This is a genomic window from Arthrobacter sp. MYb23 (assembly GCF_002979775.1).
Lineage (GTDB): Bacteria > Actinomycetota > Actinomycetes > Actinomycetales > Micrococcaceae > Arthrobacter.
In genome coordinates, this window is the sequence record NZ_PCPR01000018.1 from 60,461 (window position 1) to 85,801 (window position 25,341).

Below are 25,341 nucleotides of genomic sequence, written 5' to 3' on the forward strand. Positions count from 1 at the left end.
GCCTAGCCTGCCACGTTCTGCCGTGCGTCCTGGGTGACCGTCACGCCGTCGTCACCCTTAAGGAAGGTGCGCATCCGGAAGATCCAGAAGATGCCGATCAGATACGCCGCGCCGGAGGTGATGATCAGGAAGACAAAGAGCAGCGCAGGGCCTGCGGAGATGATCAGCGGGGTCACCAAGGCGGCGCCTGCAGCAACGAGGCGGGCGAAGGCGATGGTGATGCCTTGAGCTGTGCTTCGGTGGCTGGTGGGAAAGAGCTCCTGCGACCAGATCTTGTACATGGGTTCACCGGCGATCGCACCGCCAAGGGCACCCAGGACTCCCATGACCACAAGTGTCACGGCGGTGATGCCGAAGACCAGCGGCACTGCCAACCCCGCAAGGGCGAGGATGGCCGCGATGACGAACGAGCGGTGACGCTTTGAGGTATCCACGATTTTCATCATGACGAACAGGCCTGCCACGCTGAGCAGGAGGATGCCAAGGCCCAACATCGAGGCCGTGGCAACATCCGTGCCGGCTACGTTTACGAAGAGGTACGTGGAGAATTGTCCGTTGGTGTTGGCCGCGATGTTGACCAGGGCATAGAAGAGGCCGGTTGCTACGAGTGGCGCGAGAAGCTTGGGCGCAAAAAGGGCACGCAAAGAACTCAAATCCACGCGCTCGCCATCGACGGCGTCGTCGCGTACCGCGGAGCTGCGCGTTTCGGTCCACAAACGCGATTCCTTGATACCCCAGCGCAGCGCGACTGCAAGCAATGCGACAACGGCCAAGTGGCCGTAAATAATCTGCGCACCCAACATACCTGCGTTACCGAAGAAGATGCTGATGATAATGACGCCCAGAATGCCCGCCATCCAGAGCACATGGGTGAACGTCACCATCTTTCCGCGCTTATCCTCCGGCGCCGATTCGGCAATCATGGCCATCGAAACAGGGAGATCCGCACCGGCCGCGAACCCGAGCACGGCCAAACCGACATAGAGGACGGCTACGCTCGGGAAGAGCATGAGGGCCAGCGCGGCCACGATGAAAATGCTCAACGTGGCGAGGAAAACACGACGACGACCCAACCTGTCACCCAGACGCCCACCTATCAGCGCGCCGCCTGCGATCATGACTGTCAGGAGCGCTGACAGCTGCCCGATTTGACCGGGCGTAAGGCCGAGCGGTTCTTGGAGGATCACCAAGGCTGTACCTGTTCCCGCGATAGCTCCGGCGTCAACGTAGGAGGCCAGACCGGACGCGAAGGCAACCCGCCACCCATGCCGGGTGGCGACTCGTTGGTCAAGGGTATTCATGGGACTCTCCTTTGAATCACGGCATTTGTGGAGCAGAAGACTACGGATTGAATCGTTTCGATTCTGCTTTCAAAGAAGCCTAGCAAGTTAAAAACCTACCCACAAGAGGGTATTTAACTGTCGCCCATAGATATTGAATGGTTTTCTTTGCGACATTGTTGGCCCCAGGTGTGACCTCCATCCCGCAGCGCTCGACGTCGGCACTCAAGAAAGTGCCGACGTCGAACTCGTTTCGGGCTGCTTTTAGCCCACACTCACCGTCTCGCTATCCCGCTCCCCTACCGGCCTCCGGGAGGCCAGCGACCAGATCGCCGCCATCGACAAGGCCGATACCACCAACGGAATGCTGAAGAGAATGAAGACGTTCTCTGCCTTCCAGCCACCGGCCAGCAGATAGCCCACAAGAATGGGCGAAACGATCGAGACGAGGCGTCCGATGCCCACCATCCAACCGATGCCCGTTCCGCGCAGGGCGGCCGGGAACAGGGTGGGTGTGGTGGCGTAGAACCCCGCAACGTTGGCAGAAGTGACCACACCGAGAACTGCGCCGATCACGATGGCCAGTGATGTTTGGTTGAACGTCGTCCCAAAAAGTGCGTAGATCAGGGCAGAGACCAGTAGGGATCCCAGCAGCAAGTGCCGGCTGCGCAGGAAAACGGCCAGGATGCTGAAGATGAAGCAGCCGATGATGCCACCGAAGTTGACCACAAGCCCCATGGTCACGCCCAGGCTGTCGTCGCCCGATGATGTGGCAATGAGCTTGGGTGTCCACGTACTTGCGAAGTAGTAAGCGGCGATCATCAAGCCGTAGCCAGTCCACAGCAGGAGTGATTGGATGGCCATTCGTCCGGCGAGCAGGTCCCTGATTCCGCGCTGCACTTGCTGCCCCTGAGATAGGTCAGGGAGTTCGGCCAGGGCCGGCCTCCGCATTTGCAGGAGAAGGGCATTTATACGGGCCAGGGCGTTGGGCGGACGCTTGCTGACTAAGTACTCCAGCGATTCGGGGAGGAATCGCCAGGTCACCGCAAGCATGATGATGCTGGCCGCAGCCCCGACGGCGAACACAGAGCGCCAGCCAAAGTGTGGAATCAGCGGCCCGGCAATGAAGCCGCCGAGAGTCGCGCCGATGGCGAACCCTGAGGTGAACAACCCGAAAATGCTCCCGCGGCGTTTATCCGACGAGTACTCCGAGACGAACACGTTCAAGTTGGCGATCATGCCGCCAATGCCCAGGCCGGCCAGCACCCGGTAGGCCATGAGCTGGATGACGTCGCCGGCAAGGACTGAGAGGATCATGCCCGTGCTCACGAGGATCAGTGCCACCAGCATCATTCGGCGTCGGCCGATCTTGTCTGAAAATGGCGTGAGAATCAGTGAGCCAGCTGCCATGCCTACGAGACCGGAGCTGAGGAGGTAACCCAGCGTGACGGGGTCCAGGCTCCACGCTTTGGACAGTGCGGGCGCGGCATAGGCGGCCACCGCCACATCCATACCGTCAATGAGCATCAGGGCGATAGCCACCGCAACGGCCCGTACTTGGAGCCTGCTCATTGGGGATGAGCGAAGGTCTTTGAGAATGTCCATGTTTACTTCCTTGTAAAGGTGGGACTTGTCTTCACGCGCACGGGCAAGGATTCCCAAGCCCGCAGCGTGTTGTTGTGGTGCCTGCGTGTGGGGCCGCAGATTTCGATGGTTTCGATCCTTCGAGCGAGCACTTCGAGGAGGGTGGACGCTTCGAGCCGGGCAATGTGTTGGCCGACGCACTGGTGGATCCCGAAACCGAATCCCACGTGCCCGGAGGGATCCCGGTTCAGGTCGAAGGCGTCCGGATTGTCCCAGCGTCGGGGATCCCGGTTGGCTGATCCCAGGAACATGAGAATCTTCCGGCCCTCGGGGATGAGCGTCCCGCCCACCTCGATGTCCCGCGTGGTGGTCCGGAAGAAGGTCTGGACCGGTGACTCGAAGCGGACGGCTTCGTCAAAGGCCGTACGTGACAGCGCGGAGTTTTCGCGAAGCCGGGACCATTGGCCAGGGTTCGTGGCAAACGCGTAAAGAACAGCGGCCAGGCCATTAACAGTGGTGTCCACGCCGGCAGTGAGCAGCGACCGGACAATCAACGGAGCCTGCGCCTCGGTGATGTCCCCACGATCCGCGGCGGCCCAGATTTGGGCACCGAGTCCGTCCGTGGTCAGCACCTCTCGAGCACATTGAGAGGCGATCGAGGCGGACAGTTCCGGCACCCGCGGCGCACCCTTTGCCACGAGCTCGTTGGGCGGGCCAAAGGCATTGAACGCGTGGTCCCCGTACGGCAGCAGGTTCTCCCGGCCGGCTTGGGGTATGCCCACAGCATCTGGAAAGACACGAAGCGGGAAAGCCGCGGCCAGGTCCGCGACGGCGTCGAACTCCGGGCCACGGGACAGGACCTGGTCCACCAGTTCTTCCGCGTCGGCTGTCCAGGATTCCGCCAGTTTGCGGATCTCCCGGGGTCCGAGAATCTTGGTCAGCAGAGCACGTGGCGCGTCATGGTGGGGAGGATCAGCTTCGAGAAGTAGGCTCGGTGTTCGCCATGGCATTTCCTTCCGGAAGTTGCTGAGGCCCACACCGGCTGCGGACTGGAATGTTTGCCAGTCGGTCAGCGCGGCCTGCACTTCCCCGTACCGGCCCATGGCGTAGACGTCGTACTTGTTGAGATAAACCACAGGGCCGGCAGCCCGGAGTTCGGTTTGGAACGGGAGTGGATTTTCCAGGACGTCCCGGCTGAACGGGTCGACGTCAGTGCAGGGGGTTTTTGGGTCGCTGATGATGGTTGTCATGGGTGGGTCCTTCGTGAGATGTGCCGGGGCTAAACGTCAAGAACGAGGCGGTCACCGCAGGAGCGTGAGACGCAAGGAAACATGCAGTTTCCCGCTGCCCGATCCGCGTCGCCAAGAATGGAGTCGCGGTGGTCCGGTTCGCCGTCGAGGACTGTGACTTCGCAGGTTCCGCACGTGCCTTCCCTGCACGAGGTCAACATCCGCACGCCGGCTCTCTGGATCGCTTCGAGGACGCTTACCTCCGGTTGAACGGTGACGGTGAGCCCTGCGCGGGCCAGTTCGACGTCGAAAGAAGCGTCTCTGATGGGGGCGCCGTGCGACTTCGCGACGAAGTGTTCAAGGCGCAGGAGTCCGGGCGGCCAGTCAGCGCAGTGGCGTTCGACGGCGGCAAGAAGCCTCTGCGGACCGCAAACGTACACCTTCGTGTCCGCCGAAGCTGGTCCGATGAGGTCCGATGCGGTGCGGGGTCCTGCTTGGTCCTTGGGCACGATCATGACGCGATCACCATAGGCTGCGAGCTCCTCCAGGAATGCCATAGTGCGCCGTGACCGTCCAAAGTAGAGCAGCCTCCACTCCGCTCCCATCATGTGGGCCTGCTGGATCATGGGCAGCAGGGGTGTGATCCCGATGCCTCCGGCGATGAATAGGTACTTTTCGGACGGTACGAGGCGGAAATTGTTACGGGGCCCGCCAATGGCGAGGGTCATGCCCTCGGTGAGTCCATGATGGATGAAGTCAGATCCGCCGCGGCCGTCCGTCTCATGGAGGACGGCAATGCGGTAGTTGTGGGCATCCCATCGGTCTCCGCAAAGGGAGTACTGGCGGTTGATGCCGGAAGGCAGTATCACGTCTATGTGCGATCCGGGCGTCCAGTCGGGCAACCTGCGCCCTGCCGGGTGAGCCAGGTTCAGGGACACTACTCCATCTGCAACGTGCTTCTTCGCCGTGACTACCAACCTCGTCTGCAAGGCGTATGAATCGGAATTCTCTTCGGTGAACATTCGGCTCCTTTGCTCGCGTTGTTCTCCGTAAAGACTCGCTTTCAGCTGTCCGTCGCCACTATGGAATTCTCAATGGTTGAGAACACTTTTGAGGTGCGTCACCTCGGAGGCGGTGCGGGATACTCCATCGAACGGGTCACAGCTGCCGACGCAGCCTGTAGTACGGCAATGCGGGACTTCGCATTGGCGTCATTCGGCACAATGACAGCCAACGACGCCACCACGTTGCCCAAGGGATCCCTGACCGGAACGGCCGCACCGGCAGCGGCCGGGTGGAGGTGTCCCGCCAGAAAAGCGAACCCATTCCGGCGCACCTCGGCAAGGACAGACCTGAGTTGCTGCGGAGTGCTGATGGTCTGGTCGGTGAACACCTCAAGAGGCCTGGCAATAATTCGTTCCTGCTGGGCCGCCGGAGCAAAAGCCAACAGAAGAATGCCCGACGACGAAGCGTGCAAAGGCAAGCGACCCGCAACGCGGGTGTAGTTGATGACAGCCCCGGGCGCTGTCAGTCTTTCGACGAAAAGCACCTCGTCGCCCTCCATGACACCCAACTGGATATGCTGGCCGACGATCGAGTGCAGATCTTCCATGACTGGCATCGCCGCTTCTCTGAGGCTCAAGGTCGGTGAGGCACGGGAGGCCAGTTCCCACATCCGGACGCCGATCCGAACCTTCCGGTCCTCGTCGCGCTGGAGCCACCCAAACCCGCTAAGTTCTTCTAGAAGCCGTGAGGCTGTGGCGATGTGCAGCCCCGAACGGCGGGAAATCTCTGTGACGGTCAACACGGTATCACCGGGCCCGAAGGCTTCAATGATCCGGACGGCGCGGGAGAGGACAGACTCTCCACCTTGAGTGCGGGGCATGGCCCTACCCTCCGTGATTTGCAGGACCGTGTCGAGCGAGTCCTGTCATCGGACCTTCCTTAGCCGTGCTGGCCCGGAACGCTTGTGACCTGGTACCGGGCAAGGGAACTCCCCTGCCCGGCGCTTCATGTCAATCCCTAGGAAACCAGCTGCGCCGCGAATTCGTGACGGCCCGACCCAACGTCCAGCGGGTCCTGCCCTGGCAGCTCGACGCGCGCCGTCGTCCCGGTGGGAATCTCAACAACGACGGTGAGGCCGCCGTCGTCGATCCGCCACTGCACCGAAGCGGTACCGTACGGCGTCTCATGCCGGGCTGAGGCCCAGCTGAGGCCACCTCCTGGCTGCGGCTTGACGAGGATCTTGCGGTATCCGGGCTCCAAGGGTGCAAGGCCTGCGACCACTCGGTGCATCCAGTCGGCCACGGCTCCCAGGGCGTAGTGGTTGAAGGACGTCATTTCGCCGGGGTTGATGGAACCGTCCGGGAGCATCGAGTCCCAGCGCTCCCAGATGGTAGTTCCGCCCTGCCCTACGGCGTAGAGCCAGGACGGGCATTCTGTTTCCAGCAGCAGATCGTAAGCGGCGTCGATTTCACCCGACAGCGTGAGCGCGTCAGAGACCACAGGAGTGCCGGCAAAGCCTGTGCCGATCCGGTTTCCGTTCGCCCGGACCAGCTCAGCCAAACGGAAACCCGCCCGTGCTTTGGAGTCGGCATCCGGGAAGAGATCGAACACCAGCGCGAGCGCGTACGCCGTCTGCGCATCGCTGCTCATGATGCCGTCCGGGTGGATGTATTCGCGGGCAAACGCCGCGGCAACTTCGCGGGACAACGTCAGGTATCGCAACTCGTCGTCGGACTTGCCCAAAACTGCAGCCGACATCGCGAGGTGCCGGGCGGACCACGCGAAGTAGGCCGTTGCCACCAGGTGCTTGTCGGTCATGGCCTTGGTGGGATCTTCAGGCGGGGCCGTGGGGTCAAGCCAGTCGCCAAGCTGGAAGCTGCCGTTCCAGAGACGGCTCTCACCGGCCAGACGATCCTGCAAGTCCACCCAGGCCTTGGCACTTACGTACTGTGCGGCCAGGATCCCCGGATCATTGAATCGCTCATGGAGGGCCCACGGGGTCAGCACCGCTACGTCTCCCCAGACCGCACCTGGCCGGATCGGCGTCCAGTAGTTTCCGCCGGGAATGACCGGCACGTACCAGGGCACTGTGCCGTCCGGGAGCTGCTCTGCCGCCACGTCCTTGAGCCAGGATGACAGCATGCCGGAGCAGTCGTACAGGAAGCTGGCCGTGGGGGCGAACACCTGGATGTCTCCGGTCCAGCCGAGGCGTTCGTCGCGTTGCGGGCAGTCCGTGGGGATGTCCACGAAGTTCCCCTTCATGCTCCACAGCACGTTCTCATGCAGACGGTTCAGGTCCGGATTGGAGGATTCGAACCAGCCCGTACGCTCCATGTCGGTGTGGTACACCCGGGCTGTGACGTTTTCGGCGATATCCCCGCCCGTCCAGCCACTGATCTCGGCATAGCGGAAGCCGTGAATCGTGAACCGTGGCTCCCAGCGTTCTTCTCCGGACCCGGACAGGGTGTAGTGGTCTGTGGAGTCGGCTCCGCGCAGCGGACGCGTGTACAGCTCACCGTCCTGCAGTACTTCCGCGTGACGGAGGGTCACAGTGGAACCGGCATCGCCAATCACCGTGATGCGGAGCCGGCCCACCAAGTTCTGGCCAAAGTCCAGCAAGATCTTTCCCATAGGAGACGTCCACACCCTCACCGGACGGATCTCCTCGGTGCAGCGAACCGGCGGACCCTCCGGCGCCACCAACGTCCCGGGATCGCGTTCGACGCCGGTGACCGGCTCCCAGCCGGAGTCATCGAACGCCGGGCTACTCCAGCCTTTTGGCAGTTCACGGGCATCGTAGCTTTCGCCCTTGTAAAGGCTGGACACCAGGATTGGTCCAAACGATGCCTTCCAGCTTTCGTCCGTGCCCACCACGGTGACCGAGCCGTCGTCGTGCGTGATGTGCAGTTGAGCCAACAGCGCCACGTTGTTGCCGTAGAGGTTGGCGTAGCCACCCTTAAAGCCGATACGACCCCTGTACCAGCCGTCGGCGAGGAACGCGCCGATGGCGTTGTCGCCGTCGGCCACGTGCTGGGTGACGTCGTAGGTGTAGTAGCGGAGCCTCTGGCCGTAGACGGTCCAGCCCGGCGACAATGCGTCGTCGCCTACGCGCACGCCATTGATCTCCACTTCGTAGAGCCCGTGGGCCGTGACGTACAACCGTGCGGACGCTACAGGCCGGTCCACAGTGAAGCCGCTACGCAGCAGAGGCGGCCGCCGATCCGCTTCCGGATCTTCATCCCACGCTGGGGTGATGGCAGTGGCTGTCCAGTCGCCGGGCTCAAGCAGGCCGGTTTCGACGGTGGATGGCTGGCTCCAATCGCTGGGCTCCTGGTCGCCCGCACCCCAGACGCGGACGCTGACCTCGGCTCGCTGGGCGGAACCCAGCGGTGCTGCCTCCCAAGGTACGAGTACCGATTCCTTTGATTCGGTCCTTTCGCTGGTCCATTGTTCTTCAGCGGTGGTGACCGAAACTTGGTACGCCTCTTGGACCCATCCGGGTTCGGCGCTGGTTTTCCAGGAAATGCGGGGGGTTGGAAGGCCGATCCCCAGGGTGCCGCTACCGAAGGTTGGGGGCAGATGTTCGAAGGTTGCCGGGTGCACGGTGGCAGGCATAGCGGAAGTCTCCTTGATGTGGGTGTGGTGGGGCCGGTTGGTGACTGGATCAGCCCTTGACGGCACCGGCCGTCATGCCCGCGACAATCTGGCGGTTGAAGAACAGGTACATGATGAACGGCGGCACGGTGATAAGCAGGATGTTCATGAAGAGCAGGTTGTAGTTGGTGGTGAACTGGCTCTGGAAGTTGAACAAGGTGAGCTGCACCGTAGCGTTGGCGTCTCCGGGGAGGAAGTAGAGCGGGTTCTGGAAGTCGTTGAAGATGTGAACTGACTGGACCACGATCACGGTCACAATGACCGAGCGCAGGAGCGGGAAGATCACCCGGAAGAACAACCTCACGGGCCCGCAACCATCAATCACCGCGGCCTCATCCAGCTCCTTGGGAATCGAGGCAATGAACGCCCGGAATAACATGACGCAGAAGGAGAGGCCGAAAGCCACTTCAATGAGGATCAGGCCCGGCAGCGTCTTGAAGAGTCCCATGCCCTGCAACACCCAAATAGTGGGGACGATCGCCGGCGGGATGATCAGGCCGGAGAGGATCAGGAAGTTGGCCACGCCGTTCCACCGGGACTTGCGGCGCTGGAGTACCCAAGCCACCATGGCCGCAAGGATCACCAGGATGGTCACGCTGACCACCGTGAGGATGGTGCTGTTGATGAAGGCTGTGACCAGCATGAATTTCCGGGCCGAGAGGACTGCTGTGAAGTTCTCCACGAACTGAAAGTTGGTGGGCCAGGCAAAGTCCAGCTTGGCCGCTTCCTTCCGATCCTTCACGGCGGTGAGGACCATGAAGAGCAGCGGAATGATGAAGACAATGATGCTGACGGCGATGGCCAGGACACCGAGTCCATAGCGCTTGAGGGCGGTGGTCACTGTTCAACCTCCTTGCGGTTCAGGAACATGGACAGGGGCAGGACGATGGCCGTGACAATGAGGAACAGGACCACGTTTCCGGCCGTGGACAGGCCGTAGAAGCCGGCTTGGTACTGCTTATAGATGACGGACGCGATGACGTCCGAGGTGAATCCCGGGCCGCCCTTGGTCATGGCCCAGATCAGGTCGAAGGACCGGAGTCCGCCAATGAGCGAGAGGATGATGACCGTTGCGGTTGCCGGGCGGGCCAGCGGCAGCGTGATGTTGAAGAAGCTCTTGAAGGAGCTTGCCCCGTCCATCTTGGCCGCTTCAAAGTACTCCTGCGGGATGGAGACGATGCCCGCGATATAAATGACCGTGGCCAGGCCAACGCCCTTCCAGACATCCACCAAAGCTACGGAAAGCAGCGCCCACGCCGGGTCGGTGAGCCAGGCGGGCCCCTGGATACCGATGGCCGCGAGGCCCTCGTTGATCATGCCGTTACGGGGATCCATCAAGGCAGTGAAGACAATGCCGACGCCGATGCTGCTCAGCAGCACAGGAAAGAACATAACCGAGCGAAGGTAACCGCGGGCGATGATCTGGGACGTCAGCAGGACTGCCAGAAGCATCCCCAGGACGACCTTCAGGACGGAGGTGACTATCCCATAGATGAAGGTGTTGGTCAGACCCTTGATCAGCGCGGGTTCCTGGAAGAACTGAACAAAGTTATCCAGGCCAATGAACGTGAATTCGTTGAGGTTCCAGCGGGTCAGGCTGAAGAAGAACGAGACAACCGTAGGGACCAGGAACAGTGCGGTGTAAATGACCGCAGCGGGAAGGTAAAACCAGTACGGATAAGCTGACTTACCCTTGCGGCGCTTGGGGTTGGTGACCTGCGGTACTTGACGTACCGCCGTCGCCGTCGGTGCGGTGTTGAGTGTCATGAGATCTCTCCAAGGGCCGTCCGGACCGGGAAAGCCCGGACGGCTTGTAGGTTTCGGAGGTTAGTTCCAGCCAGGCAGGTTCAGCTGCTTGGCCTGCTTTTTGACGTCCTCGTCGTAGAGGGCGGCGCCGTCCTTGGCGGAGCGGATACCCGAGCCGACCTCGACGGTGATCTGTTCAAGGGCGGGACCCTTGACCGGGGACAGGAATTCCAGCGCCGGGCTGTTTTTGGCTTCATCTTCGAAGTACGGGAGCATGTCCTTCACTGCATCCGGTACATCAGAGGGCAGTTCGCAGTCTTTGACGAGGTACGGCCCGGCTGCGCCAACTGCGGCGGTTTGGGCGTCACAGCCTGCCTTGCTGGCGATGAATGCTTGGAGCTTTTTGGCTTCCTCCATGTTTTTTGAGGACTTGGGGATGTAGGTGCCGCCGGGCATCCAGACTGTTAGCTTGTTCTTGGAAGCGTCATCCCCGGGAAGCGGGAAGAGCCCCAGATCGTTGAGCTTGTCCGGGTAGGTCACTTTGATGTTGTTCAGGGCAAAGCTCAGGATGGGGTATTGCGCTCCTTCGCCGTTGATCAGCATGTCCTGTGCCTGCTGATACGTCGTGGAAGCGAAGTCCTCGTTGAACAGGCCCGCTTTGCCGGCCTCTTCGAGGTGTTCAAAGCCCTTCACCGCAGCAGCATTCGTCGCGAACTTGGCCTTATTGGCGGTGTAGTCTGCCGGGAAGTTGGGGTCCTCGGTCACCACGTTCGCGAAGTCACCCAGGACGAAAAGCTGGGAGGTCCAGGTGGTCTGGTAGGACTGGATGATCGGCGCGATACCCGCGTTCTTGATCTTCCGGCTGTTGTCCATGAACTCATCCCAGGTTTTAGGGACGGACAAACCGAGCTTTTCGTAGACCTTCTTGTTGTAGAGCACCGCTCCGGCCATGCCGGTACTGAAGGGCACGCCGTACACTTCACTGCCGGACGTCACCACGGGCTTGAAGGACTCCGTGATGTTGGACAGGTAGGGCTCGTTGGTGATGGGCTGCAGGTTCTGTTCAGGATTGATCTGCTGCAGAAGCGAGCCGGTGTTGTAGTTGAAGACATCGGCCATGTCGCCGGTGGAGAGCCGCGTCTTGACGATGTTGTCGCCGTCGCCACCCTGCGGACGGGTTTCCACCTCAACCTTGATGCCAGGATTGGCTGCAGTGAACTCTTCGGCGACCTTCTCGGCTGCGGCAACGGTGTTCTCAGCGTTGTCCACCAACCATGTAATCGTCTTTTCGTCGCCATTGGCGGTATTGCTGCCGCCACTACAACCGGTCAGAGCCAGCGCCAGGACTGTCACTCCCCCAGCCAGTGCTGCCCAGCGCTGCTTGCTCGATGCAGCCATCTTTACCTCCTCGTAAAGCCACGGACTACGTAGTTCGTGGAACGTTTCAAAACGGGCTCTTGGTGAAGCGGTGAGCCCAGCATGGATTTGTGTAGATCGGTCTACGTTTTTCTACTATAAGTCATGTCACAGCTCTTGCCAAGACTTTTTCGTAGATCAATCTACAATTACGGAGAAGGCACTAAGAGGGGATCCACATGACGGAGCAATTGAAGCGCGCCACCATCAGCGACGTCGCTGAGCACGCGGGCGTTTCGCGCGCCGCGGTCTCCAAGGTCCTGCGCAACGCATATGGGGTCAGCCCAGCCATGCGGACCAAAGTCGAGGAATCAATGGCCCTCCTCAACTACCGCCCCCTTGCCCTGGCCCGCGGGATGCGCGGTAACAGCTATACCTTGGGCGTGTTTCTGGTGGACCTGTCCAACACCTTCTTCTCAGTCCTTGCCGAGGGCATCCGCGATGTCGCAGAAGAACTTGGGTACCAAGTGCTCATTGGGCAGGCGCGACAAGGCCTCGACGCACAGCAAAAACTCATCGAGGCGATGATCGACAGACGCATGGACGGCCTGGTCCTGATCGCACCATTCGGACCGAATGATGAGCTGGAAAAGCTTGGCCGAACCATCCCCGTGGTTGTCCTGGGCCGCCACGGACCAGCGAAGTACTTTGACACCGTCGCCAGCGACGACATCGCAGGCAGCGCGCTCATCGTAGACCACCTTGTTTCACTGGGGCATGAGCGGATCTCGATGCTCGCCAACACACAGCCCGACAGTGAACCAGGCATGCCACAAACAGTCCGCCGCCACGGCTACGATCTCGCCATGGAGAAGCACGGGCTTTCACAGTGGATTGATCACGTCCCGGGGCGATGGGGAACTGAGAGCGGCTTGGAAGCCGGCCGGTCACTCGCCGCCAGGCCTCTGGCCCAACGTCCATCCGCCCTGCACGGCGGCGCCGATGTTGCCGCGCTTGGCGCCTACACTGCGTTGTTCGAAGCCGGGATCCACATACCGGACGACATGTCGATCGTAGGCTATGACAACATTCCCGCCACGGGCCTCCCCCCTATCGGCTTGAGCACCGTCGACCAGTCAGGCGTCCAGATGGGCAGACAAGCTGCGGAGCTGCTCCTCTCGAGGATCGAGGGCCGGACCGAATCCGAGCACGTCTTGGTCTCACCGCGGCTCATCGTGCGAAAGACGTCAGCCCCGCCACGACGCTAGGACACGTGGGCGCGGATAAACGCTGTATCTCAACACCAGTTCTACCGCTGGCCCCTTAAATCTTTCGCTTCGCGAGTTGGCATGGTGACCAGCAAGGGCTGTACGTTACTCCTACGCACAGCCCTTCACTCCTAGCGGCCGCTGAGCATACTCTTACCGGTCAAGTGCCTTCATTACCCGGAGGACAACCTCAGTTCCTTTGCGAAGGTCATCGAAATCGGTCCATTCTTCGGGAACGTGGCTCCGGCCAGCACGGCTTGGAACGAAAACCATTCCGACGTCCGTGACCTGGGCGATGAACATCGAGTCGTGGCCCGCCCCACTGCTGATATCCCGGTGTGTGAACTGCAAGGCCGAGGCCGCTTCGCGAACGGCGTCCACCATGGTAGGAGCCAGCTGCACCGGGCTGAGATTGAAAAATTCATCCACATCGGCAGCCACACCGGCCTGGGAGGCGACCTCGCCGACCATGACCGAGATGCGGTCGATCAGCACGCGGAGCGACTCCTCATGCGGAGAACGCAGGTCCAGTGTGAAGTCCACCTCCCCCGGGACCTGGTTGCCTCCACCGGGGGCCACTGTGAGGTGGCCAACGGTAGCCACTGTGCCATCGGCGATCTCGTTGACGAACCGGTTGACCTCCCTCACCATGAGAGCGGCGGGTACCAGCGCATCCTGGCGCAGGTGCATGGGGGTTGTGCCGGCGTGGTCGCTTCTGCCTTTGACAGCAACCCGCAATGCGCGAACGCCAACGATGGAGGTTACAACTCCGATCTCTATTTGCTCCTGCTCGAGGATCGGTCCTTGTTCAATGTGTAGTTCGATAAAAGCACGCAGGTCCGCCGCGGAGCGGGCTGCAGCCTGCAGTTCGCCCGGCTTCAAGCCGAAGGCAGTAGCCGCCTGCCTAACGGACACTCCATCCTCATCAACCAAAGAGTCCAGTTCCCTGTCGGCGACCAAACCTGCAATGGCCCGGCCGCCCAACATGCCACTGCTGAAGCGGGCCCCTTCCTCCTCCACGATCGCGATGAACTCAAATGGATGCCGATTCACGTAGCCGCTCTCCAGCATCACCCGGGCAGCCTCAAGGGCGCACACCACGCCTGCAGTGCCATCGAACATCCCGCCATTTCGGACAGAATCGAAGTGTGAACCGACCGCGATCGCAGGGAGCTGCGGATCAGTGCCTTCACGTCGGCCGATGATGTTCCCGAGAGCGTCTTCACGAACGCTCAAGGAGGCCGCTTTCATAGCCGCAATGAGCGTTTCCCGCGCGGCGGCATGCTCTGGAGTGTAGGTCAGCCGGGTAACACCGGGGCCTTCCGCCGAGAACCGGGAGAGCTCCCAGATCTCTTTCTCAATGCGCTCCGCTTGCGCTTCCTTCAGGGTCACTTCGACGCCTCGTAGTCGTGACGGGTGACGAACTGGCCGAATCCCTGCTCGACCAGAACTTCTCCCTTCTCTGCTACCACCGTTCCGCGCACCATCGTCAGAACCGGTGCACCCGTGACGGGCATCCCGTCGAACGGGCTGTACTTATGCAGGGATCGGAACTGCGACGCATCCACTTTGGTGTCAATGTCCAGATCGAGAATGAGCAGATCGGCGTCGGAACCAAGCTGTAGCGTGCCCTTCTGCGGATAGATGCCAAAGAGCTTCGCAGGTTTCTCGCACATCACCTCGACGAGGCGTTCCAAGGATAGCCTGCCTTTATTCACTCCGTTGGTCAGCATCATAGGCAGGGATGTCTCAAGGCCCAGCGCACCGTTGCCGGCTTTCCACACGTCCTTCCAGCCGGGTTCTTTGTCCTCGACAGGATGTCCGCCGTGGTCTGACCCAAGGGTGTCGATGAGCCCGTTCTTAAGTTGTTCCCATAATCTGACGTTCATCTCGGCTGAGCGGACGGGCGGCGCGACCTTCATATACGGTCCGATTCGTTCGGCGTCGTCCGTGGTGATATTCAGATACTGCGGACCCGACTCGCAGTGGACGTCCTGGCCCTCGGATTGCGCCTGATGTATCAGCTCGACCCCGTCAGGGTTGCTCACGTGAAGCACGATCAGTCGACAGCCGGCTTCTTTCTGCAGTAGTAACGCACGCTGAATGGCCTCGTTCTCCTGGAAAACTGGCTGGGATGCCTCGTAGGCGGCCATGTCCTTGCGACCAGCGGCTTTGATCTGCTTCTGGAGCGCTTGAATGATCGTTTCATTCTCGGCATGGACCACGACGACTGAACCACAGGCTGCGATCTCCTGGAAGATTTCGAACAGTTCGCCGTCGCTGACGGCGTCGAACATGCCCGGAACTGAGGCTGCCATCATTGACTTGAAGCCCACTGCGCCGGCGTCGTGCATTTTGCGGATCTCGGGCAGGTTTCCCGGCACTCCACCGCCATAGAGCGCGAAGTCAACTTTCAACCGCTGCCCCGCCTGCTTCTTCTTTTCGAGGAAGGCGTCCAAAGTGGTGGTGGGCGGGAAGGTTATCGGCATCTCGATGATGGTGGTGATGCCTCCCACGGCCGCAGACTCGGAATCGAGTTCGAAGCGGCCATACCGGTTCTTCAGATCCATGTCGATGATATGCACATGTTCATCGACCACGCCCGGCATCACGAACTTGCCACCCGCGTCAATGGTTCGGCTGGCCTCAACATCACTTGTGTCCGAGCTGATTGCGGCGACTTTGCCGTCTTTCACCAGAATGTCTGCCTCGGTGATTCCGTCGCTGGACACCATACGGCAGTTCTTAACAATTACGTCAAACACTAAGTCCCACTCCTTCTAGCTAGAGGTACTGCTTCTCTGTCGGTTTTTGATACGAGTTCGCTTTGCTGGTCTGGTAGCCCAGAGCGACCAGACTCTCGGCCACGCGGCAAGCTGCCTCGACGGGGTCGATGACAGGGACGCCGAGCTCATCGCTCAGTTGACGCGCGAACCCCACCATGCCGGCGCATCCGAGCACTATCGACTCGGCGCCGTCCTCCTGGACCGCCTCCTTGGCGGCTTGTTTGAGCGTCTCCAGTGCGGCGTGTTCGTCCTCATGGAAAGCCATCACTCCCAGGTTTGGGAGCTTGATGGAGGCGAGGCGATTCGTCGCCCCCGCTTGCCGTACCAGGTCGTGCAGGTGTTTCCTGACCCGCGGGAGGATGCTGACAACGGAGAAGGTGGCCGCGACGAACGAAGACATGTGGATTGCAGCTTCGGCAACTCCTACCACTGGCCGGTCAGTCAGCTCCTTGACCGCGTCAAGTCCAGGATCCCCGAAACATGCGATGACGTAGGCGTCAGGTGGGTTTTCCCGCTCAGCGCGCTCCACCTCTTCAAGGAGATGGAACGTGGCCAGTACTTCGTCATAGCTGCCTTCAATGACGGCGGGGCCTCTGGAGGGGTTGGTGGCAGAAATTATGGTGCCGGGCGCTACAACTTGTTGTGCTGCCTCCGCAACCGATTCAGTAAGGGCGCTAGAACTGTTGGGGTTGATCACCAGGATCCTCACGGCGTTGCCTCCTGCAGGTGAATGTTCGGGACATGCCCATGGGCCACGCACTGGTAATTTTTTGAAACGTCAAACACGCTCCACTCCTTCTGGGAAGAGATACTGCTTAGCTGGTTATCTGTCGGCTTTATTGGTGAGTGGCAAGTCCCCGTCCTCCTGTTCCAGCAGGTAGTCTTCGTTCGCGCTTTCCGCCTCGGAGAACAACGGGAACCTCTTCGCCACCCAACTCATGGCGGGAAAGTGCAAAGCCACTGCGGCAACAAGGCCGGTGATGAACATGAGGTCAGGTGTCAGGAAGGACAGGGCCAAGGCAACCACGTAGACCGCGAGCGCAACCCAGTTGAACCCGTGTCAATAGGTGTAGATGCCCTTGGTCCGATACAGGTCTTGAAGGCTGACCCTGCCCCGGCGAACCAGGAAGTAGTCGGTGATCATGATGCCTGCGAGTGGACCCAGCGCACTGGCCAGGATGTTCAGGAAGCTATTAAGCGTGTCGGCGAACTGCCATGGCATCATCAGCAAGCCGACGGCGCCTGAGACGATCACCCCTGTCTTGAAGCTGAAAGCGCGGGGGAAGGTGCTGCACAGCGTGTAAGCAGGAGACAGGAGATTGGCGGCGGGGTTGGTGGACCAGGTTGCCAGCAGAACGAATACTTGGAAAAGAATGGCCATGGGAACGGACACTTCGCCTACCACCTTGGTGATGGCGAACACCGGGTTCCACTCCCCCACCAACACCATCGACGCGGCTCCGATAAATCCGAAAATGACTGACGCCGGCACCATTCCCCACCATTGGGCCGCCGCATACTTGGCATCGGACTTGGCCCGACCTTCCCCGGACTGAGTCGGGGCGACCTTACATTCCTTCACAATGTCGTGGATGCTTACCACCACGGCAATCCATCCCCCGACGAAGATCATGACCGCCGTGGAGAACGGTAACCCCGGAGTCTCACCACCCATGTTCATGACCTCCCCGAGCGTCACTCCGGCGCCATCAAGCATCAGGTAGACCATGAACACACCCATGGCCAGCAACACTGGTGCGGCAAAGATGTTCATCCATCGGATGAAGCTGATGCCGTAGAAGGTGGTCACTACCTGCACAGCGCCGAAAATTAACACCCATAAGGTCAGGTTTGAGAACCCCGTGAGGATCCGGGTGATTTCATCAAGGGCCAGCGCTCCCAACCACGTCTGAAAGCCGAACCAGAACAAGGAGAGCAGTGCTTTAACGACGATGGGGATCAACGATCCCCTGATACCAAACGGCATCCGCGCCGCCACGGTGAAGTTGATGCCCCAGCGAATGGCCGCACTCTGAGTGAAAAACACCACTACGACGGCGATGGTACAACCCGCGGCAATGGCCACGATGACCTGCCATACCTGAAAGCTGGCCGTCAGTTGCCCCGCGGCAATGAATATGGCCACTTGGATCGCCATGGCGAACCAGATGGCAGCGAGGGAGAGCGGCCCCACGGAACGTTGAGCGTAACGCGTAGGTGCGTTCGATTCATTCAGGAGACTGCGGTCTTGCGGGTCTCTTGTCGTCATTGACATTTCTCCTTGCACGAAGAGGAAGGAAAGAGGCAGAGGCTACTTTGCCTCCCGCAACTTCACCACGCAGGCCAACTCCACCGCGATGTACATGGCATACAACTTTGCCGGGAACCTTATACGTCATGGACATGTACGCGGGTGTGACGGGAGCCATAGTGTTCCGGGTATGAGTTGGCGCGCCAGCACGGCTTGCCTAACCAGTAGATCAATCTTCACCATGAACTAAGGACAACCAATGCGCGTATTTGTTGATCAGATCAAGTGCACAGGGCACGGGGTCTGCGAGGAGCTCGCCCCCGATGCCTTCCTCATCGAGGACGACGGAATTGCTCGTGTCCTGATCGCGGAAGTGCAGGGCGCAACGCTCGCCGAAGTACAGGCTGCCTGCGCACAGTGCCCCACACAGGCCATCACGCTCGCTGAACCCGATCCCTCATCCTCCGCAGAGAACGCGTAGGTCCCGAGATGAAGGAAAGTGCAGCTTCAATCGAAGTCCAAGGCGCGAGCTTCATCCCCGATGAGCAACGATCCGGAAGACCGCGTGACCTCTTCTTCATGTTCCTTTCAGCCAACGTGACCCAGCTGTACGTTGTCATCGGCGCGACGATCATGGTGTTCGGCCTGAGCATGTGGCAGGCCGTGGTGGTCATTCTTGTGGCCAACAGTCTCATGTTCCTCATGGGCTGGTTCGCCAGTATCGGCGCCGCCTCCGGAGTGCCAACATCGATTATCACGCGAGCTCTTTTCGGCATGAGGGGCAACAAGGTCTTTGGGGCCGGCGTGGTAGTCGTTCTGTCGACCCTGGTCACCATCGTCAATCTCGTGATCGGTACCCAGGGTGGTTTGGTAGTTGCCGAGCGGCTTGGCATGCCACCTGACGTTGCCACGACAGCTATCGTCTGCGGAATCATTGTGCTGGCATCAGCGGGACTGGCTGTGTACGGCTACAACATGATGGTAAAGACCAGCGGCATGCTCACCGTCGTTATCGCTGCTGCTTTCGTTCTGCTCGGATTCTTCGTCTTCCAAAAAGTGGACCTGGCATCCTTCCAACCGGTCCCGACGGAGAATCCTGTCATCGGCTTCATCGTCGCGCTGACGTTGTGCATCGCAATGCCGCTGTCCTGGGGCAGCGCAGCAGACTTTGCCCGGCACATCCCCAGCACCACCAGGCGCAAGCCCATCGTTCTCGCCGTCGGGCTCGGCGGCATGATCCCCCTTGTCGGACTGGAACTGGTAGGCGTCCTTGCCGCCACGGCCACGGACATGTCCGAACCCGTCACCGGACTGATGAACCTCGTTCCAGACTGGTTCGGTACCGTGCTCGTCGTGGTCATCGTCATTGGTTCGATCATGAACACAGTCATGACCATCTACGGAGGAAGCCTTGCTGTCCAAGCCGCCGGGGTGCCCGTGTCCCGTGTGGTTGCAGTGACCGGGCTCGCTCTAACCGCGGCTATCGGCACGGTCTACGTGCTCTTCTTCGCGGACAGCTTCCTGAACATCCTCCAGCTAGGCCTGACGTGCTTGGGCTCAGTGGCAATGCCCCTGACAGCCATCTATCTCGTCGACAGCGTTCGCCGCAAAGGTCGCTACGACGGCGTCGCCCTGTCCGACCTCGCCCCGGGCGGTCCGTACTGGCATCGAGGCGGATTCCGCCTCTCCGGGATCTGCGCGCTGCTCGGCGGCTCAGTGGTGGCACTGCTGTCACTGAATGGGGCTTCTTACCAAGGGCCCATAGCCGCCCTGCTCGGTGGTATCGACATGTCCATCGTTTTCGGTGGGACGGTTGCCGCCGTGCTCTTTGTCGCGTTGTCCCGCCAGGAAGAACGAGCCACCTCCAACAAACTCACTGAAAGGACCCCACAATGAAAGAACCTCTTGACTTCGCGGACCCGACGCTTTATCAGAACCCTGTACCGGCCTTCAACAAGATGCGCGAGGAGCACCCCGTGTTCTGGTCCGACAGCGCCGGGAGCTGGGTCGTCAGCCGCCACGCAGACGTCGTTATGGTGCTAAACAACCTCGAGGACGCCCAGGCGAGCCTGTTCAAAATCAACGATTACGCAGAGCAATGCCCCTTTGGTAAGGGCACAGCAATCTCCCGCGGAATCGAGAATGCACTGGTCACCACGGATCTGCCCGACCACCCGCGGCTGCGCCGGCATACGGCTCCACTGCTCACACGGCGGTCCGTAGAGCGGGACTACGCTGAGACAGTCGAGAGAACTGTCATCGAGCTGTTTGAGGGCATCGAGGAAGATACCCGGTTTGACGTCCTCGACTCTATCTCGGTGCCGCTACCGTTGGCGGTGGTCACCAAGCTGATCGGCTTCGAGGCCGAAGATCCACTCCAGCTCAATCATTGGGCCGTTGATCTCACCCGATCACTGGAACCGCACCTGGACAGTGACAGCCTGGAGGCCAGCGATAAAGCAGCCACTGCACTCGAGGACTACTTGCAAACGGTGCTTCGGGACCATGCTTCCACCGCGCCAGCCGGGACCGTACTGCAGCGTTTGTCCCAAGGCATGGAAGAAGGAACGCTACTGTCCGAACAGGAAGCCGTCGTGCGCCTCATCGAACTCGTCGCCGCGGGAACCGAAACAACAACCACCATCATCCCGGCCGCCTTCGAGGCAATGACGCAATTCCCACATGTGTGGAAGGAACTCCAAGCCGATCCAAGTCTGATCCCCGCAGCCGCCGAGGAGTTCCTGCGCTTCGCCACCCCCTCTCCGTTCACAGGCCGTGTGGCCGTCAAGGACATACCCTTGGGAGAACACGTCATCCGCCCCGGAGACTCCATCCAACTGGCCATCCTGGCGGCGAACCGCGACCCCCGAGTGTTTAGCGAACCGGACGTTCTCGACATCCACCGCACACCCAATCCCCACATCACATTCGGGGGCGGGATCCATGCTTGCCTCGGCCAGCATCTCGCCCGTCTGGAACTGATCACCGTCCTGAAGCACGCGGTAAGCCGTTGGGAGTCGTTTGAGGTTGCCACCGAACAAGTGGTCCGACGCGATCGGATCGGCGTCTGGGGGTACTCCGCGTTCCCCATGACGGTGCAGATGCGGGCGGCGTGATGAGACAGACCACTGACGCCCCCGTTATCATCATCGGCGCCGGCCTTGCCGGCCTTCGGGCAGCGGAAGGCGCCAGGCGGGCTGGCTATACCGGAGCGCTCATAATGATCGGGGACGAGGAGCACCCACCCTACGACCGGCCTCCGTTGTCCAAGGACTTCATCACCGCAGCTACGCCGCCCGATGTGCTCCTTCGCGACCCCGAAGAGCTCAAAAACGAACTCAACATCGAGCTGCGCCTCGGGCAGGCTGCAGAGCAGCTGGATGTTCCCGGCAAACGCGTCCGGGTGGGTCAGGCATGGCTGAACTACTCCTCGATCATCCTGGCCACGGGCTACCGCTCCCGCACCTTCAGCACCAATCGAGAGGAGCAGAGTCTCTACCCGGTCCGCACGGTGACGGACGGGATCCGTCTTCGGGAGCGCCTCGCTTCCGGCGCCAGGCACGTGGCGATACTCGGGGCAGGTTTCATCGGTTCGGAGCTGGCGAGCTCTGCACGCTCCAAGGGCTTAAGCGTGACGATCATCAGCACGGTAAAGAAGCCACTGGCCGGGGCACTCGGTGATCAGGTGGCCGATGCCCTGGTCCAACTGCACCGCTCGAACGGTGTGGACGTAAGGCTCGGATGCAGCATCGCCGAGGTCAGCGAATCCTCCATCCAGCTCTCGGACGGAGCAATGGTCCCCGCCGACGTCGTCGCCTACGGAATTGGTGGCGAGCCAGCAACAGAATGGCTGGCAGGATCAGGCCTCGAACTCGATGGATTCGGCGTAGTGTGCGACGAATTCCTCCGGGCAGCACCCTGTGTCTACGCAGCTGGCGATATCGCATCCTGGCCCAGCAAACTCTTTGACCAGCAGCTTAGAAGCCCACACTGGACGGCCGCTTCCGAGCAAGGTGTCAGCGCGGGGCACAACGCGGTCAGTGATGCGAAAGAGCCATTCGACACAGTCCCGTACTACTGGTCCGACCTGTACGGCAAACGCCTTCAATTCGTCGGGGTGGCAACCGGGGACGAGATGATGGTGGTTCGCGACGAGCTCCCTGACGGCGGATTCCTAGCCCTCGCCCGTTCGGGTGACCGGATCTCCGCTGCCTGCGGGATCAACATGCGGCGACAGGTAGGCGTTGCCCGTCGGCACATCCGGCAGCAGTCGCCTTGGAGCATAGCCTTGGAAGATCTGGGCGTAGATCAAAACTTGCCCGTGCTTTCGAGGGTTTAGCTCAGGTGTTGGGCCTGCCCGTTGGAAGACGGTGCAGGCCCTTCGCCGTCAGAGCAAGCCATAGTTCCACCCGGGTATCCAACTGGTCCAAGGGCTGGCCGATGAGCTGTTCGATCTTCCGGAGCCTGGTGCGCACGGTGTGCCGATGGACCTGAAGGCGATCTGCGGCGGGATCGATCTGACAGTTCGCGGTCAGCCAGGCTTCGACTGTCGCCAAGAGCGCTCCACTCGGATCGGCGTTGGTGAGGGGTGCGAGGACGGCATCGCTGAACGTCTGAGCCATTTCCAGATCGGTAGCGTTGGTTAGCCAAGCCTGGGTGAAGCCACGCCGGTAGGTCACCGGGTGACCGAGGTTGCGGCTGGTCACCAGGGCGGCCACTGCTTGAGCCTGGGATGCCGCAAGTGTGCCGGGCGTCGTTAGAGCACCGATACCGGCGGCTAAGTTGGGAGCGAACCTGCGAAGGTCCTGTTCGATATCGGCGTCCGCCATGACAATTGCCTCCACCGGGCCTCCGTTTGTGTGGCGGATGAGGCCACCGCGAATCGTCAAGGAAAGATCCGCAACCAAGTCGGCCGCAGCGCCCGACCCCGGGTCGACGGCGATGCAGCGGAACTCCTCGCCGGTTAGTCCGGCGGCGCGCAGGAGGGCCTCCGCGTCGCTTTCGGATTCAGCGACCAGCACTCTTTGAAAAGCCCGGGCACGTTGGTGTCGGTCCGGCTCGCTGGACAGCCATCGACGTTCAAACTCAAGGGCAAGAATTGAGGTGAGTGCGGTGATTGCCACCGGTATTCGTGAGCCCGCTTCGCCAACGAGTACTACGAAACCACGCAGCCGGGTGGTTCCCAACGGCTGGATCTCAAGAGGGATGTCCTCGACCGTCGTCTTCATCGCGCTCCTTAAACCCTTGGGAGCCAAGACATTTGCAAGGTCGCGCAGCATCTCGTCCGTTGGCTGGGCACCGACGGTGTCGCTTGTCACGATCCGCAGGCCCAGCGGGTCGGTGACAATTGCACCTATGTTCGTAGCCGATGTCCAGGTCGCAACAATCGCTTCGAGTCCGCCACCGGAAGCGGCACTGAAAGTTAGGGCCTTGTGAAGGTCAACCAAGCGGTCAAGGGAGTGGCGCTCGTCCGCGACGAGTGCCTTGTAGACCGCGCTCGTGATGGCAATGAACGGTACGTCCTCGGGAACTCCGAAAAGAGGCAGGTCCTCCGCCGCTGCGGCTTCAGCAAGGTTTCTCGGTACCGATTGGTGGGGCAAATCGCTGCCCAGCCCGAGAGCGAGGGCGACAGCACCGCCAGCCTTGACATCCCGAACGTACGAGCGGCAATCGTCGGCCGTGATGGTATCGGGGAGCAGCAGCCCGATAGTCATCAAAATCTCCCCTCCCGCCAGCCATTCGCTGGGACGCAGCAGTTCAGAGACGTGCGCCCCCGTGACCAACGGATCAGTTTCGCGAGTCCAATGTTTCACTTGGAGCCGCAGGTCCGTGTCACCGGTCAATGCACTGAGTGTGAGGGGCATGACAGCAGAATATCGCCCTGATGTATAGAATCTTCCATCCTTGTACAGTCCTGGCATCCTTCACACGTCACAGCACCGTCCGTAAGCGTTGCGGCTCAATGCCCCCCACAACGTGGCGGCCGGGACGGCGCCGCGGCCTTGCAAGCCCGAAGTGATGTCCCCGGGCTGGATCGCCGGCGTCAGGCACCGGCCATGCCAACGACGACGACGGCGGGCAAATACGACACCTGCACCCCGCTCGGCTGCAACAACTACGTCCAATCACCGAAGCGGTAATGACCCGCCCGGTCACCTGCAGTCAGTCGAGTAGCGCTACGCCGAACTCAGCGACGACGGCCCGCAGTTCCCTGAGGTAGTGCTGCGCTTGGTCAGTGAGCGGGATGGCTGCGTGGCCGATCCAGCCGATCTCGATGCGTTCTTCAACGTCGAGCGGAATGGCGACGATCTCCGGGTCGAGCTGCCCGCTGATGATGCCCGTCGAGATCGTGTAGCCGTGGAGCCCGATCATGAGGTTGAAGATCGTGGCACGGTCAGAGACCCGGATCTCCTGCTTACTGGACATCGTGGAGAGAATCTCCTCGGCGAAGTAAAAGGAGTTGTTCGCACCTTGATCGAAGGTCAGCCGCGGCATCCCGGCGAGATCATCGAGAGTCGCACGCTCTTTTGAGGCGAGCGGGTTGTTTCGTGAAATGAAAATGTGCGGATCGGCGAGGAAAAGCGGAGTGAACGCCAGCCCCGATTCCCGGAGCAACTTGTCGATGACCTTCCGGTTGAAATCGTTCCGGTAGAGGATGCCTATCTCGCTGCGGAGCGTCCGGACATCCTCGATGATGTCCCAGGTGCGGGACTCACGGAGCGAGAACTCGTATTCAGCCACATCTGTGGCCTTGACCATCCGGACGAAGGCGTCCACCGCGAACGAGTAGTGCTGCGTTGACACACCTAACAGACGTCGCCGCGGTGGCCTGCCAAGGTATCGCTGCTCGAGAAGAGCGAACTGCTCGACGACCTGCCTCGCGTAGCCAAGGAACTCCACCCCGTCGGCGGTGAGGGTGGCCCCGCGGGCGGAGCGAACCAGAAGCGCACGGCCAACCCGGGCCTCAAGGTCCTTCATCGATGCGGACATCGTCGGCTGCGCTACGTAGAGAAGATCGGCAGCCGCGGAGATCGACCCCTCCGCTGCAACTTCTATGAAGTAGCGGAGCTGCTGCAGGGTCAATCCGCTCGAAATCTGGGCCATAGGAAAATTCTATATCAACGCATAGCAACCACTAGTTACCTGATACCCCACGGAAGGCTGCACCATAAATACATGACC

21 protein-coding genes are annotated in these 25,341 nt (G+C 60.8%); 5 read left to right on the plus strand and 16 right to left on the minus strand.

Going from position 1 to position 25,341, the window contains the following annotated elements:
• Window positions 1-2: 2 nt before the first annotated feature.
• The 9 genes from CQ020_RS17075 to CQ020_RS17115 form a co-directional block, all read right to left on the minus strand.
• Window positions 3-1,301, minus strand: coding sequence for an MFS transporter (locus CQ020_RS17075; protein WP_105692938.1), 1,299 nt, complete (start codon window positions 1,299-1,301; stop codon window positions 3-5).
• Between the two features lie 243 nt (window positions 1,302-1,544).
• A complete protein-coding gene (locus CQ020_RS17080; RefSeq protein ID WP_105692939.1) occupies window positions 1,545-2,885 on the minus strand; it encodes an MFS transporter in 1,341 nt (446 codons plus the stop codon).
• A gap of 2 nt (window positions 2,886-2,887) precedes the next feature.
• Window positions 2,888-4,114 carry a cytochrome P450 gene (locus CQ020_RS17085; RefSeq protein ID WP_105692940.1) on the minus strand — a complete coding sequence of 409 codons (1,227 nt, stop codon included), beginning with the start codon at window positions 4,112-4,114 and terminating at the stop codon, window positions 2,888-2,890.
• A gap of 29 nt (window positions 4,115-4,143) precedes the next feature.
• Window positions 4,144-5,115, minus strand: a complete 972-nt coding sequence (locus CQ020_RS17090) for a PDR/VanB family oxidoreductase (protein ID WP_105692941.1) — start codon at window positions 5,113-5,115, stop codon at window positions 4,144-4,146.
• A 98-nt stretch (window positions 5,116-5,213) separates the two neighbouring features.
• Window positions 5,214-5,978: an IclR family transcriptional regulator gene (locus CQ020_RS17095; RefSeq protein ID WP_105692942.1), complete on the minus strand. Its 765-nt coding sequence runs from the start codon at window positions 5,976-5,978 to the stop codon at window positions 5,214-5,216.
• Between the two features lie 137 nt (window positions 5,979-6,115).
• Window positions 6,116-8,713 (minus strand): glycoside hydrolase family 78 protein, encoded by a 2,598-nt coding sequence (locus CQ020_RS17100; protein ID WP_105692943.1) that lies wholly within the window; start codon window positions 8,711-8,713, stop codon window positions 6,116-6,118.
• A gap of 49 nt (window positions 8,714-8,762) precedes the next feature.
• Window positions 8,763-9,593 (minus strand): carbohydrate ABC transporter permease, encoded by an 831-nt coding sequence (locus tag CQ020_RS17105; protein WP_105692944.1) that lies wholly within the window; start codon window positions 9,591-9,593, stop codon window positions 8,763-8,765.
• The gene (locus CQ020_RS17110; protein ID WP_105692945.1) at window positions 9,590-10,519 is read right to left on the minus strand and encodes a carbohydrate ABC transporter permease; all 930 of its coding nucleotides are present in this window, start codon (window positions 10,517-10,519) and stop codon (window positions 9,590-9,592) included. The genes CQ020_RS17105 and CQ020_RS17110 overlap by 4 nt, the downstream gene beginning before the upstream one ends.
• 60 nt (window positions 10,520-10,579) lie before the next feature.
• On the minus strand, window positions 10,580-11,896 hold the full coding sequence (locus CQ020_RS17115; protein ID WP_105692946.1) for an ABC transporter substrate-binding protein: 1,317 nt from the start codon (window positions 11,894-11,896) through the stop codon (window positions 10,580-10,582).
• Between the two features lie 197 nt (window positions 11,897-12,093).
• Between CQ020_RS17115 and CQ020_RS17120 the strand changes: the two genes are divergently transcribed.
• The gene (locus CQ020_RS17120; RefSeq protein ID WP_105692947.1) at window positions 12,094-13,122 is read left to right on the plus strand and encodes a LacI family DNA-binding transcriptional regulator; all 1,029 of its coding nucleotides are present in this window, start codon (window positions 12,094-12,096) and stop codon (window positions 13,120-13,122) included.
• Window positions 13,123-13,275: 153 nt separating this feature from the next.
• Here the strand turns inward: CQ020_RS17120 and CQ020_RS17125 are convergent, their stop codons facing one another.
• From CQ020_RS17125 to CQ020_RS17145, 5 genes are all read right to left on the minus strand, one after another.
• On the minus strand, window positions 13,276-14,514 hold the full coding sequence (locus tag CQ020_RS17125; protein ID WP_181151923.1) for a M20 family metallo-hydrolase: 1,239 nt from the start codon (window positions 14,512-14,514) through the stop codon (window positions 13,276-13,278).
• A complete protein-coding gene (gene allB / locus CQ020_RS17130; RefSeq protein ID WP_146116621.1) occupies window positions 14,511-15,887 on the minus strand; it encodes an allantoinase AllB in 1,377 nt (458 codons plus the stop codon). Before allB ends, CQ020_RS17125 begins: the two co-directional genes overlap by 4 nt.
• A 19-nt stretch (window positions 15,888-15,906) precedes the next feature.
• A complete protein-coding gene (locus tag CQ020_RS17135) occupies window positions 15,907-16,617 on the minus strand; it encodes an aspartate/glutamate racemase family protein (RefSeq protein ID WP_181151924.1) in 711 nt (236 codons plus the stop codon).
• Window positions 16,618-16,731: 114 nt separating this feature from the next.
• A complete protein-coding gene (locus tag CQ020_RS17140; protein ID WP_105692951.1) occupies window positions 16,732-16,935 on the minus strand; it encodes a hypothetical protein in 204 nt (67 codons plus the stop codon).
• A 33-nt stretch (window positions 16,936-16,968) separates the two neighbouring features.
• A complete protein-coding gene (locus CQ020_RS17145; protein WP_181151925.1) occupies window positions 16,969-18,177 on the minus strand; it encodes a cytosine permease in 1,209 nt (402 codons plus the stop codon).
• 241 nt (window positions 18,178-18,418) lie between these two features.
• Here CQ020_RS17145 and CQ020_RS17150 point away from each other — a divergent pair, with 241 nt between their 5' ends.
• Genes CQ020_RS17150 through CQ020_RS17165 form a run of 4 tightly spaced genes read left to right on the plus strand, consistent with a single transcriptional unit; the run spans window position 18,419 to window position 22,498 of the window.
• Window positions 18,419-18,640 (plus strand): ferredoxin, encoded by a 222-nt coding sequence (locus tag CQ020_RS17150; RefSeq protein ID WP_105692953.1) that lies wholly within the window; start codon window positions 18,419-18,421, stop codon window positions 18,638-18,640.
• Between the two features lie 8 nt (window positions 18,641-18,648).
• Window positions 18,649-20,055: a cytosine permease gene (locus tag CQ020_RS17155; protein WP_105692954.1), complete on the plus strand. Its 1,407-nt coding sequence runs from the start codon at window positions 18,649-18,651 to the stop codon at window positions 20,053-20,055.
• Window positions 20,052-21,275, plus strand: a complete 1,224-nt coding sequence (locus CQ020_RS17160; RefSeq protein ID WP_105692955.1) for a cytochrome P450 — start codon at window positions 20,052-20,054, stop codon at window positions 21,273-21,275. Before CQ020_RS17155 ends, CQ020_RS17160 begins: the two co-directional genes overlap by 4 nt.
• Window positions 21,275-22,498 (plus strand): NAD(P)/FAD-dependent oxidoreductase, encoded by a 1,224-nt coding sequence (locus CQ020_RS17165; protein WP_105692956.1) that lies wholly within the window; start codon window positions 21,275-21,277, stop codon window positions 22,496-22,498. Before CQ020_RS17160 ends, CQ020_RS17165 begins: the two co-directional genes overlap by 1 nt.
• A 1-nt stretch (window position 22,499) precedes the next feature.
• Here the strand turns inward: CQ020_RS17165 and CQ020_RS17170 are convergent, their stop codons facing one another.
• Together CQ020_RS17170 and CQ020_RS17175 are read right to left on the minus strand one after the other, a co-directional pair.
• The gene (locus tag CQ020_RS17170; RefSeq protein ID WP_181151926.1) at window positions 22,500-24,023 is read right to left on the minus strand and encodes a PucR family transcriptional regulator ligand-binding domain-containing protein; all 1,524 of its coding nucleotides are present in this window, start codon (window positions 24,021-24,023) and stop codon (window positions 22,500-22,502) included.
• A gap of 298 nt (window positions 24,024-24,321) precedes the next feature.
• Window positions 24,322-25,263 carry a LysR family transcriptional regulator gene (locus CQ020_RS17175; RefSeq protein ID WP_105692958.1) on the minus strand — a complete coding sequence of 314 codons (942 nt, stop codon included), beginning with the start codon at window positions 25,261-25,263 and terminating at the stop codon, window positions 24,322-24,324.
• Between the last annotated feature and the right edge of the window lie 78 nt (window positions 25,264-25,341).

Excerpts from the sequence above, each read along its gene's own strand:
- CQ020_RS17085 (WP_105692940.1), bottom strand. The coding sequence starts at position 4,114 with ATGACAACCATCATCAGCGACCCAAAAACCCCCTGCACTGACGTCGAC.
- CQ020_RS17145 (WP_181151925.1), bottom strand. The coding sequence starts at position 18,177 with ATGACGACAAGAGACCCGCAAGACCGCAGTCTCCTGAATGAATCGAAC.
- CQ020_RS17115 (WP_105692946.1), bottom strand. The coding sequence starts at position 11,896 with ATGGCTGCATCGAGCAAGCAGCGCTGGGCAGCACTGGCTGGGGGAGTG.
- CQ020_RS17175 (WP_105692958.1), bottom strand. The coding sequence starts at position 25,263 with ATGGCCCAGATTTCGAGCGGATTGACCCTGCAGCAGCTCCGCTACTTC.
- CQ020_RS17100 (WP_105692943.1), bottom strand. The coding sequence starts at position 8,713 with ATGCCTGCCACCGTGCACCCGGCAACCTTCGAACATCTGCCCCCAACC.
- CQ020_RS17075 (WP_105692938.1), bottom strand. The coding sequence starts at position 1,301 with ATGAATACCCTTGACCAACGAGTCGCCACCCGGCATGGGTGGCGGGTT.
- CQ020_RS17090 (WP_105692941.1), bottom strand. The coding sequence starts at position 5,115 with ATGTTCACCGAAGAGAATTCCGATTCATACGCCTTGCAGACGAGGTTG.
- CQ020_RS17170 (WP_181151926.1), bottom strand. The coding sequence starts at position 24,023 with ATGCCCCTCACACTCAGTGCATTGACCGGTGACACGGACCTGCGGCTC.
- CQ020_RS17120 (WP_105692947.1), top strand. The coding sequence starts at position 12,094 with ATGACGGAGCAATTGAAGCGCGCCACCATCAGCGACGTCGCTGAGCAC.
- CQ020_RS17160 (WP_105692955.1), top strand. The coding sequence starts at position 20,052 with ATGAAAGAACCTCTTGACTTCGCGGACCCGACGCTTTATCAGAACCCT.
- CQ020_RS17150 (WP_105692953.1), top strand. The coding sequence starts at position 18,419 with ATGCGCGTATTTGTTGATCAGATCAAGTGCACAGGGCACGGGGTCTGC.
- CQ020_RS17155 (WP_105692954.1), top strand. The coding sequence starts at position 18,649 with ATGAAGGAAAGTGCAGCTTCAATCGAAGTCCAAGGCGCGAGCTTCATC.
- CQ020_RS17110 (WP_105692945.1), bottom strand. The coding sequence starts at position 10,519 with ATGACACTCAACACCGCACCGACGGCGACGGCGGTACGTCAAGTACCG.
- CQ020_RS17095 (WP_105692942.1), bottom strand. The coding sequence starts at position 5,978 with ATGCCCCGCACTCAAGGTGGAGAGTCTGTCCTCTCCCGCGCCGTCCGG.
- CQ020_RS17080 (WP_105692939.1), bottom strand. The coding sequence starts at position 2,885 with ATGGACATTCTCAAAGACCTTCGCTCATCCCCAATGAGCAGGCTCCAA.
- CQ020_RS17165 (WP_105692956.1), top strand. The coding sequence starts at position 21,275 with ATGAGACAGACCACTGACGCCCCCGTTATCATCATCGGCGCCGGCCTT.